This is a genomic window from Haloferax sp. Atlit-48N (assembly GCF_003383015.2).
In the GTDB taxonomy this organism is placed as follows: domain Archaea; phylum Halobacteriota; class Halobacteria; order Halobacteriales; family Haloferacaceae; genus Haloferax; species Haloferax volcanii.
The window spans coordinates 33,993-48,316 of sequence record NZ_CP137690.1; the positions used below are offsets into that span (position 1 = coordinate 33,993).

Consider the following 14,324-nt stretch of genomic DNA (forward strand, 5'->3'; position numbering starts at 1 on the left):
GCTTCTTACAGAAGCTGACGTTTTATTCGTGATCTTTTGGTTTAGTCGCTTCCGCGCTCCCCTGTTCAGAAATGTCAACAGCTTCGCTTGCCGAGGCAGCCTGTCTTTTCTCTTTCACTCGTTGTTCAATCGACGCCTGCATCTCACGCATAAACTCGTCCACCGTGTTACCCATGAGGATGACCGGTCGGCCATCGGTGAACAGTTCAGTTAGAACCTGCTCCGGGTCCGCATTTTGACTGTGGCACTTGGTTGGAACATCGACGTTTTCGGCGAATGCGCGTGTGTTAGCCCCACCGATGTGAGCTTTATCGATTAACTCTCGCTCGAATAGCAACTCGATATATTGAGCAAATGACGCTGTACGCCCCCGCCGGTCTCTTCGGAGGTACACGAACGGGGTGATACATTCGTCATCGACGAGCACCCGTCGAACCATCTCAGTACTTTCGACGTCGTTCACCTCGGCAGCGTTGAAGATGAGTCCGTCTTCAAGTTCTATCCACGTTGGTTGGATCGCACTGAGGAACGATTCGATCTCCTCGGCTGGAAGTGGCGGTTCGCCAACAACATCTAACACCGCATTGACTGCGTGGATCGTTTCAGAACCGATTAGCCCTTCGTGTTCGTCGGGAATATCAACCTGCTCGATAGTCCCTCCGCGGCGTTCGATCTCTTTTTGCATATATTCGTGCAACACCGGGTGTTGCTCGCCGCTCACAACGTGTGTTCCTGCTGGGACCGACCGCGCAAACGAACGTGCAAGGTCTGTCCTGGTCTTTCCAAGGGTATCTGTGTGGTCCTGGCGGACGTTTGTTAACACGATGATGTCCGGATCGGTCAGACGCTGGTTGAACAGCCGGGTCGTGTATTCTGTGATACCCTGATTCTCGAAGATAGCGACGTCGTCCGGCTCGTACGCATTGAGTTCGGGGACGAACTCAGCGATGAGACTGATATTCTCGTAGAGCGTCGTTCGAGGCCCCCGTCGTTCGATAGGATGGACCTCGCCGTTGTGGATCAGTAGTGGATGGTTGCCGGTGATCTTCGTGAGCGTGTCGTACCCTCGGCGGTTGAAGACGTCGTCGAGCCGTTGGGTGGTTGAGGATTTACCGCGAGTCCCCGAGACGACAATCTGGGTATCGATCTGATCGAGGACCTTACGATGTCGAATACCTCTCGTTGCTTCACTAACCAGCCCTGTTAAACTCGACGAGCCGACTTCGATTGGCTTCGGGCCAGTCTTCCACTCGTACTCTGCCCCAACCAAGAACATCGGCAGCGCCCCCGCCGCATAGTCGAGGAACTGGTCCGCCGCGGACTGTGCTGCCATTTCCGTCGGGAAGCGATCGGCACTATGTCCCAGTACCCCGTTTGCAGTTTGGAGCCGCCAGACCCAGTTGTTTCGTTCCTCCGGAAGCTCTCCTGACGGTGTGGCCTCTTGTTCGACGATTATGTCGGGCGCATCGACATCGGTGTCTGGGAAGGACTCTTCGTTCCCCGATAGTTCTGCAACAGCGGCGCGAACAATGTCAATTGCATCGCGTGCTGCTCGGGATGTGTCGTAGTGGCGGCTGCCGGTTGCTAGTACCTCCGCTGGGCCCCTAAGACGCCACGACCAGCCGAACCCACGGCCGTATATCTCGAAGGCAGTCCGACTCATGTTTCACCCCCTTCAGAGAGAACCGACGCAGAGAGGACCTCATCTTCACCCGGGGGTGACACAGTATACCAGTACGCGACACCCAGGGCAGCCACCCAGAGAACCGCTGCAATCCCCAGGACAGGCACCGTCAGCTCTTGTGGAAACCCACGAGGTTGGGGAGCACTGAACAGTCGAGCGACGATCAAAGCGGGGACGAAGACCACGATCTGAAGCGGGACGACGAGGCGGCGCTCGAATGGTGCCGACGCATGCGCGTTGTACGCCCCAACACCTGCCAAAATCGCAGTAAAGAACGCGGACAGCCCTCGCTCGATTGGTACGACAAACGTCAGCGATACTGCGGCGAAGATCGCGACTGCGACAGTCACTCCGAGAAGCACTCGTCCGTACCGGAGTGTGAGGTAGTTCGACAACTGGATGAAACCGAACGATAGCGCAAGCAAAAGGACGTACAGGATTACGAGCCAATAGCTCGCTAGCGCGTAAATCGCGAGGAGGACCGCACCAATGATTCCGACCCGAACACCGAACCGGCCCCGGAGCCGTTCAGATAGAACTAGCCCACCAGCGAACAGTCCGGCCACAATCTCTCGAGAGAGGATGACAGATTCGGGGTCGATGGGCACTGCAACACCTTTGTAGATAGCGACATCTGCCGTCGAAGAGAAGAGGACTGGGGGCGTCAGCGCACCAAATTCACGCGCATATCCATTGGAAACCAGTACCCAACCGAGCGCAGTGAGGGTAACGAACAACCCGATACTCGCCAAGAGGTCGTTTCGGCGATACTCCGGCTTGATTCGATGGTAATTGTACGCTGCGAGTCCAGGGAGAATACTTCCCAGAAACGCAACCACTCCCACCTCAAGTCCTAATTGTAGGATGAAAAAGAGTGTGACTACTGGAACGGCTGTGCCGATGACCATCGCTGCGATGAGTTCGTCTCGACCAAATATCAATGTTCGACGACGGAGGATCCACAGGCCGACGTACGCGGCTGCCGCGCTCAACACAAAAACGGGGAGCATGACGAAGTTCTTCAGCGTATATACAGCAAGAACGGGAACAGTAATCGATCCCCCCATACGATACCCAGTAAATTGGGTGATAATACCGACGCTCAAGAGACCGATAACGGCGACTAGTGTGGCCACCCACATTGTGATTATCTACCAGCTAATGCACCTTTATTGTTTCAATTCTGTAGGGTCGCTTACTGGAGAGTTTGCTGTACACGTCCGTACAGTTCGGATTTATTGAAGGGCTTCGCCAGGAAATCGTCCGCGCCTGCCTCGAGCGCTCGAACGATGTCCTCCTCCCGGCTGCGAGATGTCAGCATAATAACTCGAATATCCTGCATCCCGTCGTTCTCTCGGATATGGTCCAGAACCGAAAACCCGTCCATCTCTGGCATCATGACGTCAAGAATGACCGCTTTCGGTAATGAATCCGGGGACTCTTCTAAGTACTCCCATGCTTCCCGACCATCTTTTACAGTCTCCACATCGAACTCCTCACTGAGACTAACATCGATCATCTCTCTGATGTCTTCGTCGTCGTCGGCTGCCAGAATTTCCGCAGGCATACTAGCAGCGTATCCGTCCCGTTTCCTTATATTGACCGACATACCACAACCCCCTCGATTATTGCGCTTTTCAGTCGTCAGCGACCTCGATAGCCCACGAGAGTGTCTCGCAAGAAATATTTAACCAGTTAGACAGTCAAATCTCTGTAACTGTGCTCGGTACTAGTGACGAACTGGACGATCCAATCCGCGTCCTCTACGTGAACTCCGATCCCGCGTTCGCGGAGTTGGTTCAAATCAAACTCCAACAGACGAGTACCGAGATCGACTGTATACCTGCCGACGGTATCGACGAAGCACTGCACCATCTTGCTACGGAACGAATCGACTGTATCGTAACGGCGTACTCGCTCGAAGATTCCGACGGTATCGGGCTTACGGAGTCGATTCGCCAGCAGAACGACGATATCCCGATACTCCTCTTTACTGGACAAGGGAGTGAAGAAATCGCGAGCAAAGCGACTCGGGCCGGCGTCTCGGACTACATCCCAGTCCGGTCGGAACGTGATAACTTCACACTACTCGCGGCCCGCATTCGAACGCTCACAAGGGCTGCTCGCAAACAAACGGAGGCCGAGCAGACCAAACGGCGCTTCCGACGAACGCTCGAGCGCGCAACTGACGCGATTTACGCCGTCGATAGCGACTGGCGCATCGAGTATATGAACGAGAAAATGGCCGAACGAATCGGCCGTGACTCGGACGCGCTCGTCGGAGAAGCCATCTGGGAAGAGTTCCCGTCGATCGTCGGGACGGAACTCGAAGACAAGTATCGAACGGCGATGGAGACTGGTGAACCAGTATCGTTCGAACAGCATCTGGAAGAGCCATTCAACTACTGGGTCGAAGTGCGAGCGTTTCCAGATGACGACGGGCTGACCGTCTTTTCACGTGAAATTACTACCGAGCGAGAGCGGGAACTGAAGCTAGAGCGCAGTGATGCGATTCTGGAGAACATCCACGACGTCGTGTTCGTCCTCGACGAGCAAGGTGATATCGAGTTCGCGAATACGGCTGCAAAGCGGTTGCTCGCAGGGGAGCAGTCGGCCCAGCTCACAGGACAACAGCTCGAAACGGTCGTCGGTGACCGCGTTAGCAATTCCGATATAACGCGATTCTCCCAGGCAGTCGAATCGACGCTCGACGAGATCGAGAGCGATGGTGGGTCCACCGGGTTGTACGATGCAGACCTCCAACTCGACGTCGTGGTCGGGATCAGCGAGCGGACATTCGACGTCCGGGTAACCCCGTTCCAGAGTCGCAAAAGCAAGCAGGTTCTCGTTGTCGCTCGAGACGTGACCGAACAAAGCGAGGTAAAGCGTCAATTGGAACGAGAGCGGGACGCACTCCAGGACCTCCAGGCAGTCATGGCAGAAAGCGATGTCTCGGCCGAGTCGCGCCTCCAGAATCTCTTGGAAGTCGGTTGCCAGACGCTCGGGCTCGAAATCGGCATCGTCTCGCGGATTCAGGACAGCGACTACACGGTCGAAGCAGTTCACGCACCGGAAGCCGATATCGAAGCTGGCGATCAGTTCAATCTCGAATCGACGTACTGTGCGGAAGTCGTCGGCACGGATTCGGTCTGTTCGTTCGTCGACGCCGTTAGCGACGGGAAAGAGACGCATCCTGCCTACCGTGACTTCGAGTTAGAGTCGTACATCGGCGTGCCACTCGTCGTCGATGACACGCGTTACGGAACCGTCAATTTCTCGAGTCCGACGACACGAGTCGCGCCGTTCGGAGCGCTCGAACGAACGTTCGTCGAGCTGGTCGCACAGCTCGTGAGTACCGAACTCTCGCGTGGTCGTGACCGTGACGAACTCGAACGTCAGGGGTTCCTCTTCGACCGCGTTCAGGACATCGCAGATATCGGTATCTGGGAATTCGTCCCATCGAGCGGCGAACTCGCCTGGTCTGACGGGGTCCGCCAGATCCACGGTGTCGACGAGGACTACGAGCCCTCCCTCGACGACGCGATCGAGTTCTACCACCCCGACGACAGAGAGACGATTACCGCAGCAGTCGACCGAGCAATCGAAGACGGGGAACCGTACGACCTCGACCTCCGAATCGTTCGACCCGACGGAGCGGTGCGTGACGTCCGGGCGTGGGGAGAATACGTCGACGACACACAGCGCGGCGACGCAGTACTTCGGGGTGTTTTTCAGGACATCACGGAGCGAGAAGCGGAACGCCGTGAGCATCGAGAGCTCGCGGAGGAATACGAGGCGTTGCTCGAAACGTCCGGGGACGCGATATTCTTGCTTGACGTCGATACCGCTGGTGAGGACCCATCATTCGAGTTCGCAAGACTCAGTCCCGGATACGAGTCACAGACCGGAATTACGACCGAGGAAGTTCGCGGCAAGACCCCACGAGACGTGTTTGGCGACCAGGAGGGTGCTGAACTCGAGGCCAATTACACTCGCTGCGTCGATCAGGGGGCCCCAATCTCGTATCACGAAGAACTCGACATCGGTGACGGTGCGCAGTTCTGGGAGACCAGCCTCGCACCAGTAATCGTCGACGACGAGATTGTTCGAGTCGTGGGTATCGCTCGAAACGTTACCGAGCAAGTCGAACGAGAGCGTGAACTCGAAGCGACGAACCAGCGACTGGAATCGCTCATCGAGGCCACGCCACTCACAGTTATGGAAATCGACACGGATGGGACCGTCATCCGCTGGAACGACGAGGCTGAAACCATGTTCGGCTGGTCGCAGGACGAAGTGCTTGGCGAGTTCAATCCGATGGTCCCGGACGAGCAGCAGGAAGAGTTTGACTCACACCGGCAGCGCGTCCTGAGCGGCGAGCGAATCCGAGCAAAGGAGATACGGCGAGAGACGAAAGACGGAGACGAACTGGACCTGCTCTTGTCGGTCGCGCCGGTTACAGGCCCCGACGGAGAGACTACGAGCATCCTCGCCGTCTTGGAGGACATAACCGAACAGAAACGGTTGGAAGCTCGCCTCCGCTCGCTTCAGGACACCGCACAGCATCTGAGCGGCGCTGAATCAAGCGAGGAGATCGGAGCGATTGCCGTCGATGCCGCGGCCGAGATACTCGACCTCGATATCACCGGAATTTGGGAGTACGACGACCGAGAGAACGTGCTCGCCCCAATTACGGAAACGTCCGAAGCACGAGACCTGTTTGGCGAGTCTCCCCGGTTCACTCCTGGAGACAGTCTCGCTTGGGACGTGTTTGAGTCCGGAGAAACCCAGGTATATGATGATATCCAAGCTGAGGGGCAACCCCACAACCCGAACACAGAGATACGGAGTGAGATTCTCGTCCCACTGGGTGAGTATGGGCTCATGTCGACGGGGTCAGTTTCCACGCAGGTCTTTTCTGAGACGGACGTCGACCTGTTCCGGATTCTCGGTGCGACTGTCGAGGCAGCACTCGCACGAGCGAGCAGGGAAGCGGAACTACGCCGACAGAACGAGCGACTCGACCAGTTCGCGAGCGTCGTTGCCCACGACCTTCGAAACCCGCTCTCTGTCGCAATGGGGTTCCTCGAAATCGCGGAGGAGACCGGGAAGGCGGAGCACTTTGAAAAAGTAGAATCCGCGCACGACCGAATTGAACGACTCATCGAGGACCTCCTGACGCTGGCACGTGGGGAGACGAGGATCGAGGATGCAGAAGAGATCGACCTCGAGAGTATTACGACGGAAGCGTGGGGATACGTCGACACGGAGGAGGCAACGCTTACAGTCGCAGATGGAATTCCGACAGTCACCGGGGATGCAGGGCGGCTGACCCAACTCTTCGAGAATCTCTTCCGAAATGCAATCGAGCACGGTGGTGCCGACGTCACGGTGACCGTGGGTGGACTAGACGGAGACGATGGATTCTACGTTGAGGATACCGGCAGCGGGATTCCCCAGGAGAAGCAAGACGACGTGTTCAAACACGGCGTCACGTCCAGCGAGGGGGGAACCGGGTTCGGCCTCTCGATTGTGGCCGACATCGCGAAGGCGCACGGTTGGACGGTTTCGGTGACAGACGGAAGCAATGGCGGGGCACGGTTTGAGTTCAAGCGGTCGAAATAGTACCCGTTGTCAGTGAGCAAACCGTGCCTGCGGTCTATGCATTGAGAGAACCAGTCTCAACTATCACAACCTCGGAGGATGGATTTGATGTGTGCCTTTCTTTCAGCTTGGCCTATAGTGGACCATCTGATTAGTACACCTGCTCACCGACCGTCGAGGAATCTGCCAACTCAAAGGGATTTCCGATCATTAAGCGAGATACGATATGTATGTTCAAAAGCTATCTGCGAACTTACTTATGTTGATAGAATATGGTTGAATTCATGACTCAGCAGCGTCGTGCTGTTTCTTCAGTCATTGCAGTTGTTTTGATGGTTGCAGTTGTCGTTATTCTCAGTGCAACCGTTTCTGCTGCCGTTCTTAGCATTACAGAAGATCTCAATGAACCAGCTCCGACAGTTGCGCAAACGAGTGGCGATTTTATTCCGGGAGCGGACGATCAAGAAGTGCGGGTGACCCACGTTGCTGGCGACAGCGTAAGGGTTGAAAACATCGAGATAATCGTTAGAGCGTCCGGTCCTGACGTGGATACTAAGGAACGGCTCATCAATCTACCGGCAGATGGTAGTGATATTGACGAAGAAAACTTACAAAACGATAATGGGTTGATTAGTAAGGGGTACGGAGATGCCGGTCCCGCGGACCCGAACCAAGTGATTATAGAAGATTATCCGACTGATGACAACGTCTGGGATGTCGGTGAAACGATTCAATTCGAAATAAATGTCGGTGAAGCCGACTTCCGAAGCCAACCCGATAGGACAGGCCCAAACGCGGATAAAGTCGAAATCACGATTGTTCATACTGAGTCAAACGCGATACTGTCTGAAGAGGTGTTTAGACCCTAACTGGTGAAGGATCGTACACAACTGTCTTGATATGGAACTAGTGGTGTCACACATTGGTCAGTAAACCTCCTGTACTGACCGCAACCGGATCAGAATCTGTCACTTTCTAAGGATTTCAACAGAGCGGCACTGTCTAGTTAAGCCAGTTTGAGGAACGAGCAGGTCGTTGAGTGTGTTTGGGATGGAGCTCGCAGACCTGCTCAGCGAGTGCTTTGCGACGGATTTAGAAGAAACGTGGGAGCGTGAGCGGACGGCGACAGCCGCCAGGGCGTTCGCTGTCCAGCTCCACGCGACCGGATGTTCGCTCAGAGAAACAAAACAGATTCTTCGATATCTCGGCGTTGAACGCTCTCACCAAGCTGTTTGGCAGTGGGTACATCGGCTGGCTGACAGCGGTCACAACCCGCCTGAGGCGAAGCCGAAGCGGGTTGCGGTCGACGAGACCGCTGTCAAAATCAATGGCGAGTGGTCTTGGTTGTACGCTGCAATAGACATCGAGACAAAGCTGATTCTTGACGTCGAATTATTTGGACGACATGGTACCGATCCGGCTGCTGCGTTCCTCCATCGACTCTCAGAGAAACACGACCTCTCAGACGCGGTGTTTCTCGTTGATGGTTACGGCTATCAGACTGCCCTCTCACGATTAGGATTGACCGGTCGGCTTGACTACGTCGAGCGAAACCTCATCGAAAAATGGTTTCACACCCTCAAAATTCGAGTCGACCGCTTCCATAATTCGTGGGTGGGCAGTCACGGAAGCGTCCGCGAGTGGCTCATACAATTTGTGCAATACTACAATTTTCAGAGACCGCATCAAGCGCTCGATGGACGAACGCCAGTCGAGGAGGTTACTAACTAGACAGTGCCCATTTTAGGGCACTGTCTAGATAGCTGCTCGAACTATCGCTTGTCGAGGTATTGATGAGGAGCGTTGAAAATATCGGTCGTATGGGAACCAGTGCTGCTCGAATGACCGATGCGTTTCTTGTTGGGCTCGATCTTCGGGAACACCTCCGGTTCGGCAAGTCACTACTTGAAGCGTTCGAAGAACTTAAAATTCGGGTTAAGACGCTTGAACACGGCTATCCTGAGTGGCACCCATCATCGTATCCGTTTCACGGAATACTCAAACTCTTCTTCTACCGCGAAATCACTGGAAACAGCTATCGAAAACTCTCCGGCCATCACGAACTCGCCTCTGCGGTTGGCCTCGACCGCATTCCAGATATGTCGGTCTTATCGAGGACGTGGCGTAACCGCTTCGACGACGCCACTCGTGAGTTTGTCAAGCGGGGCGCACACCTGCTCGTCAAAAATATCAACGACTTTGGCCCGGCTGTTGCCGAAGTACGTCCTAAGCACGAAGTCACCGATTCCGAAGAGCGTGGCTCGGAGAAGCCTGAAAATGGAGAAGAACAGAGAATCACGTTCGACGACAAGGAGATCTTTCGTACGACTCGTCTTGCTCGTGAGCATTGCTTCAATCCATTTGACTCTGGCAGAGCAGAGAACTCGTCGTATGATGATTCTCGATTCTTCGAGTTACAGACGTTCATGGGAATGGTTGGCTGCGGGACTGCACAAGGTGCAGCTCGCTTTCAGTACCGACGTGGCAAAGAATATGGCCCACACGGTGACACCCACCTTCGGGCAGTCAAGCAATTCAATGGTGAGTCATTCCTCGATGGGTTCAACATCGCTACCGACCGGCTACTCTCAGTAATCGAGTCTGAAGTCTCGTTTCGGCGGCCAGTAACTGTCGCACTTGACATTACCACAGTGCCCTACTTTGGTGATGTCGAAGGAATGTCGATGGTCAGCGGGACGAAAGACGGTGATGGACGTGCGTTCAAGTTTGCCACCCTCTCGATTGTCGGCCAAAATGTCCCACTCGTATTGGCTGTCGAACCGGTTCGAGAGAGTTCAGCGTGGGATGACAATCCGCCGAATCGAATGCATCGGATTGTCCGGCGATTAGTTCGCCAAGCAAAGGAGCATGTCCCTATCGAGATGGTACTGTGTGACCGCGAATTCGACTCGATGAGAGTGTTTCAGACGCTCTCAAATCTTAACGTGGGGTACCTGATTCCTAAACGGACTACGAGCTCAGAGCATAAAGCGATTGAGCAGATGGAGCAAGACGACCAAGAGGTCGCCGTTGAGTCAGCGTCTGTCCACGTCGAACAGGGTTCACACGCGATGCAGTTTCTTTACGTTCCCTCGACGAAGTCGGATGGGACGACCGTCTTTGCGACGAATGCTCATGTTCAGCCGGAAGGGGCTGAAGCGTTCTGTCGTCGATACAGTAGTCGATGGCAAATCGAGAATGAGTACAAATCAATCAAACACGATTTCTTAGCGAAGACTTCCTCGAAGGACTACCGCGTTCGGTTGTTCTACTTCGTGTTCGCAGTTCTCTTGTACAATATCTGGCGGCTCACTGACTTTCTGTTGAAAGCTGCTGCTGACGGTGAGATGGACTACGCACCGATTGTAACCGCTGGAGAATGCGTTGAATTGGTCTCTTCGGCGCTGCTTCCGCCGGACTAGGTGAACGAACACTGGGCTTGCCCCTCGTGAGCGGTGGCACTATTTCTGGGAGAGATAATTGGATAGGTTCCTGACAATCACAGAGGGTTAACCGATTTTGGCAGATTTCCTAGCTCACTTTCTCCGTAATCTAGACTAATTCAGTGGCGAATCAACGCTAAAACTGCACATCCTCCGAAACTGTGGCCCCCGACCACAGTCTCGGAAGATGGATTCGAAACTGGCCACCTCTGGCCGAATTGTACATCGCAAGATCGCACTCACACTGCTAAACCCGACTCCTCACAACTAGAAGGGGAAAGTGAAGGATTCAGCCAGCAAACGCTAGTCGGAGCCTGACTATTAATTCATACGGCTGGCGAGTTTCGGCGAGCAGATCACTCTATAATCTAGTATAGTACGAACATAATCTTCTGAAATAAAGGCACACAATAGATCCATCTTCCGAGACTGTGGCCCCGACCAGAGTTTCTAAGAATTGCATTAATATGGATAACCGCTGCTATCCGAACTTGAGACCCCACCGTTTCCGGAGAAACAAAAAACAGAACACAGATGGCTCGCCACCAAGTTTGATTCAAGCTCAAGATCGGCATTGGGAAGTCACGCAACACTTTCATCCTCCGAAATTGTATGACTCCCACAACCTCGGAGAATAGTTTTAATGCGTACCTTTTAATCCCCAACCTCATTTCGAATACAACTCGCTAGCTCTTGGTAGCTCCTTATCACCAAGGCAACCCGTGAACCGTTCGTACTCACTCAATGGACCGGTGCACGCGAAGCCTCTCTGAGCATAGGAGTGCATAAAGTCAATTGGTAGAGGCCAGAACCGGGTGAGGATAGGGAGCCCGTAGAGCGTAGTGAGTTCGGCGACATCGAAGACCGGGGATTTCTCATACTAATCCAAGGAGATAATTGGGTGCTGTCTCCGACTCCGACAGCGGATTCAGCACTGGCTACACAAGGGTTACTTTTCTGCTCTAGTAATAGGTGGTATTGATCGTGTTTCCTATAATCACAGCAGCGGCTGAGGTCAGTATCATACTGACTACTGTTCCGATCATCGGTATCGAACTGGGGCAGACGGAAATTACCGTGATCGGTGTTGGCATGATTTTGATGCTCCTCGTGGGGTCAGGATTCTTCTCGTCGTCCGAGATTGCGTTGTTCTCCTTGCCGGCCCACCAGGTCGATGCGATGGTCGACCAAGGCAAGCGTGGTGCGCGGGCGGTCAAGTCCCTCAAAGAGGATCCTCACCGCTTGCTCGTGACCATCCTCGTGGGTAACAATATGGTCAACATCACAATGTCTTCTATTTCAACTACTCTCGTCGGCGTATATTTCGACGCTGGCATAGCAGTAATCATTTCGTCGCTCGGTATAACGTCGCTAGTCCTCATATTCGGCGAGAGCGCCCCAAAGTCATACGCCGTCGAGAACACTGAATTACACGCACGGCGCGTCGCCAGAGGGTTGAAGGTCGTTGAGAAGGTGCTCTGGCCGCTCATCGCCCTATTCTACTACTTGACGAGCTGGGTGAACAAGGTCACTGGTGGTAGCACGTCTATCGAGTCGACGTACGTCACTCGCGACGAGATCCGGAACATGATAAAGACGGGTGAGCGCGAGGGCGTTCTCAACGAAGAGGAACGCCAGATGCTCCAGCGCACCCTTCGATTCACCGACGCCAGTGCGAAAGAGGTGATGACACCCCGTCTCGACATGGCGGCCATCTCCAAAGATGCGACCGTCGAGGATGCCATTAAGAACTGTATACAGTCAGGGCACGCCAGGTTGCCGGCCTACGAGGGGTCGCTGGACAACGTGATCGGCGTCTTCGATATCCGTGATCTAGAGGATGCCAACTACGACGACTTCGCGGATCTCAGGGTGGAGGACGTTGTTACCCCGACACTGCACGTCCCCGAATCGAAGAACGTCGACGAACTTCTCTCGGAGATGCGTGAAAAACGGATGCACATGGTCGTCGTCATCGACGAGTTCGGCGCTACAGAGGGACTCATCACGATGGAGGACGTGCTCGAGGAGATAGTCGGCGAGATACTAGTGGGTGATGAGGACCACCCGATCGAGTTCGTCGACGACGGCGCTGTTCTCGTGGACGGCTCGGTCAATATCCACGAGGTCAACGAGGCGCTCGGAATCGTACTGCCGGAGGGTGAGGAATTCGAGACCATCGCGGGATTCATGTTCCATCTCGCGGGCCGCCTCGTCGAGCAGGGAGAAAAATTCGATTACGAGAACGTGACTCTACGGGCGGAACAGGTGGATGACACTCGCATTCGGAAGGTCCGACTGACCGTTGCCGATGATACTTCAGATCCGGTTGCAGGAGGGTCACCGACCGACGAAGACGAAGCAGAATAGAGATGCAGGAGTGAGCGTCTTCTGAGCGGTCACAGGGCGTTGAAAGCGACTCCCCTGTGCATGGATGCAAACGATAAGGGACCATGCACACGTATCATGCTCTACTGAAATATGTACGAGAACATTTTCATTCCGTATGACGGTAGTGAGGGTGCAGCCGAGGTGCTCCACCACGCCAGCGAACTCGCCCACTGGGCCGACGCGACCATCCACGTGCTCTACGTCGCCGACACGACACGTGACAGTGTCACGGTTATCGAGGATCAAACCGTCGACGTCCTCGAACAGGAGGGCGAAGATGCCGTCGAGGAGGCTGCCAAGACACTGGAGACGCTCGGGGTCTCGTACGATACCGACGTCATTCAGGGTAATCCAGCACTGACCATCGTCGAGTACGCCGAGCGGTATGGTCAGGATCTCGTCGTGATGCCGACCCACGGCCGCGAGGGTGTCTCACGATACCTCATCGGGAGCGTCTCCGAGGAGGTTGTTCGTCTCTCCTCAGTGCCCGTGCTCACAGTCCGAATGCAGCCCGACGAGTCACTGAGGTTCCCTTACGAGAACATCCTCATCCCGACTGACGGGAGTACGACTGCGACGCACGCTGCCGAGCATGTCGTCGAGTTTGCGGCATCGCTCGATGCGACCGTTCACGTCCTGTCCGTCGTCGACGACAGAGTACTCGGGCTGGATTCCCGGGCGACAGCTTCCGGGAATGAAAGTGAACAGGCCGCAACAGACGCCGTCGACACTGTGGTCTCAGAGGCCGAGGCACGTGGGGTCACGAACACTGTTCGCCACGTTGAATACGGAACGCCTGTCGAGAAAATCCGAGATTGCATCGAAGCGAACGACATACAGCCGTCGGGATGGGGACGATGGGGCGGCGTGGCACGGATCGTATCCTGCTTGGCAGTGTCGCTGAAAAGACTGTGCGCTCGGCACCAGTGCCCGTCATGACTATCGCGGACTCTGAATAACGCGAGGGGCAGCCTCTTGTCAAGTGGAGATACACGTTAATCGCTTCTTCTCTGAGCCAAAAGGTTGGGATACTGCACGAACTTTTATCATCGGGACAGCCGCATTCTTTGCTCTGCATCTGTATTTTGAGCTTGTATATGGAACTGGGTCCTACGATATAGTCATCCTTGGCGCTTCAAGTGGAACTGCTGCCATCGCAGAGCTACTACCAAAGAATCAGCGCAAGTTAGCAGTTGGACTGC

The 14,324-nt window shown here is 54.8% G+C and carries 8 protein-coding genes and 1 pseudogene; 6 read left to right on the top strand and 3 right to left on the bottom strand.

The features are described 5' to 3' along the window. Nucleotides 1-22: 22 nt before the first annotated feature. Genes DEQ67_RS14965 through DEQ67_RS14975 form a run of 3 tightly spaced genes read right to left on the bottom strand, consistent with a single transcriptional unit; the run spans nt 23 to nt 3,293 of the window. A complete protein-coding gene (locus DEQ67_RS14965; RefSeq protein ID WP_233509349.1) occupies nt 23-1,663 on the bottom strand; it encodes a Mur ligase family protein in 1,641 nt (546 codons plus the stop codon). Beyond that, on the bottom strand, nt 1,660-2,826 hold the full coding sequence (locus DEQ67_RS14970) for a poly-gamma-glutamate biosynthesis protein PgsC/CapC (protein ID WP_115891818.1): 1,167 nt from the start codon (nt 2,824-2,826) through the stop codon (nt 1,660-1,662). Before DEQ67_RS14970 ends, DEQ67_RS14965 begins: the two co-directional genes overlap by 4 nt. Before the next feature lie 53 nt (nt 2,827-2,879). Then, the gene (locus DEQ67_RS14975) at nt 2,880-3,293 is read right to left on the bottom strand and encodes a response regulator transcription factor (protein ID WP_115891817.1); all 414 of its coding nucleotides are present in this window, start codon (nt 3,291-3,293) and stop codon (nt 2,880-2,882) included. A gap of 110 nt (nt 3,294-3,403) precedes the next feature. Here DEQ67_RS14975 and DEQ67_RS14980 point away from each other — a divergent pair, with 110 nt between their 5' ends. The 6 genes and pseudogenes from DEQ67_RS14980 to DEQ67_RS15005 form a co-directional block, all read left to right on the top strand. Then, entirely contained in the window at nt 3,404-7,309 is a 3,906-nt protein-coding gene (locus DEQ67_RS14980) for a PAS domain-containing protein (RefSeq protein ID WP_115891816.1), read from the top strand. A gap of 263 nt (nt 7,310-7,572) precedes the next feature. Next, nucleotides 7,573-8,157 carry a type IV pilin gene (locus DEQ67_RS14985; RefSeq protein ID WP_424020155.1) on the top strand — a complete coding sequence of 195 codons (585 nt, stop codon included), beginning with the start codon at nt 7,573-7,575 and terminating at the stop codon, nt 8,155-8,157. 181 nt (nt 8,158-8,338) lie between these two features. Then, complete coding sequence (locus tag DEQ67_RS14990) at nt 8,339-9,019, top strand: IS6 family transposase (RefSeq protein WP_424020183.1); 681 nt, start codon at nt 8,339-8,341, stop codon at nt 9,017-9,019. Nucleotides 9,020-9,108: 89 nt separating this feature from the next. Next, entirely contained in the window at nt 9,109-10,710 is a 1,602-nt protein-coding gene (locus DEQ67_RS14995; RefSeq protein WP_115891879.1) for a transposase, read from the top strand. Nucleotides 10,711-11,703: 993 nt separating this feature from the next. Further along, on the top strand, nt 11,704-13,101 hold the full coding sequence (locus DEQ67_RS15000; RefSeq protein ID WP_004062131.1) for a hemolysin family protein: 1,398 nt from the start codon (nt 11,704-11,706) through the stop codon (nt 13,099-13,101). Nucleotides 13,102-13,212: 111 nt separating this feature from the next. After that, nucleotides 13,213-14,003, top strand: a pseudogene (locus DEQ67_RS15005) (universal stress protein); the annotation flags it as partial. Between the last annotated feature and the right edge of the window lie 321 nt (nt 14,004-14,324).

Bases quoted from the DNA above. Each gene is read 5' to 3' on its own strand.
- DEQ67_RS14995 (WP_115891879.1), top strand. From the start codon at position 9,109: ATGGGAACCAGTGCTGCTCGAATGACCGATGCGTTTCTTGTTGGGCTC.
- DEQ67_RS14990 (WP_424020183.1), top strand. From the start codon at position 8,339: ATGGAGCTCGCAGACCTGCTCAGCGAGTGCTTTGCGACGGATTTAGAA.
- DEQ67_RS14985 (WP_424020155.1), top strand. From the start codon at position 7,573: ATGACTCAGCAGCGTCGTGCTGTTTCTTCAGTCATTGCAGTTGTTTTG.
- DEQ67_RS14970 (WP_115891818.1), bottom strand. From the start codon at position 2,826: ATGTGGGTGGCCACACTAGTCGCCGTTATCGGTCTCTTGAGCGTCGGT.
- DEQ67_RS14965 (WP_233509349.1), bottom strand. From the start codon at position 1,663: ATGAGTCGGACTGCCTTCGAGATATACGGCCGTGGGTTCGGCTGGTCG.
- DEQ67_RS14975 (WP_115891817.1), bottom strand. From the start codon at position 3,293: ATGTCGGTCAATATAAGGAAACGGGACGGATACGCTGCTAGTATGCCT.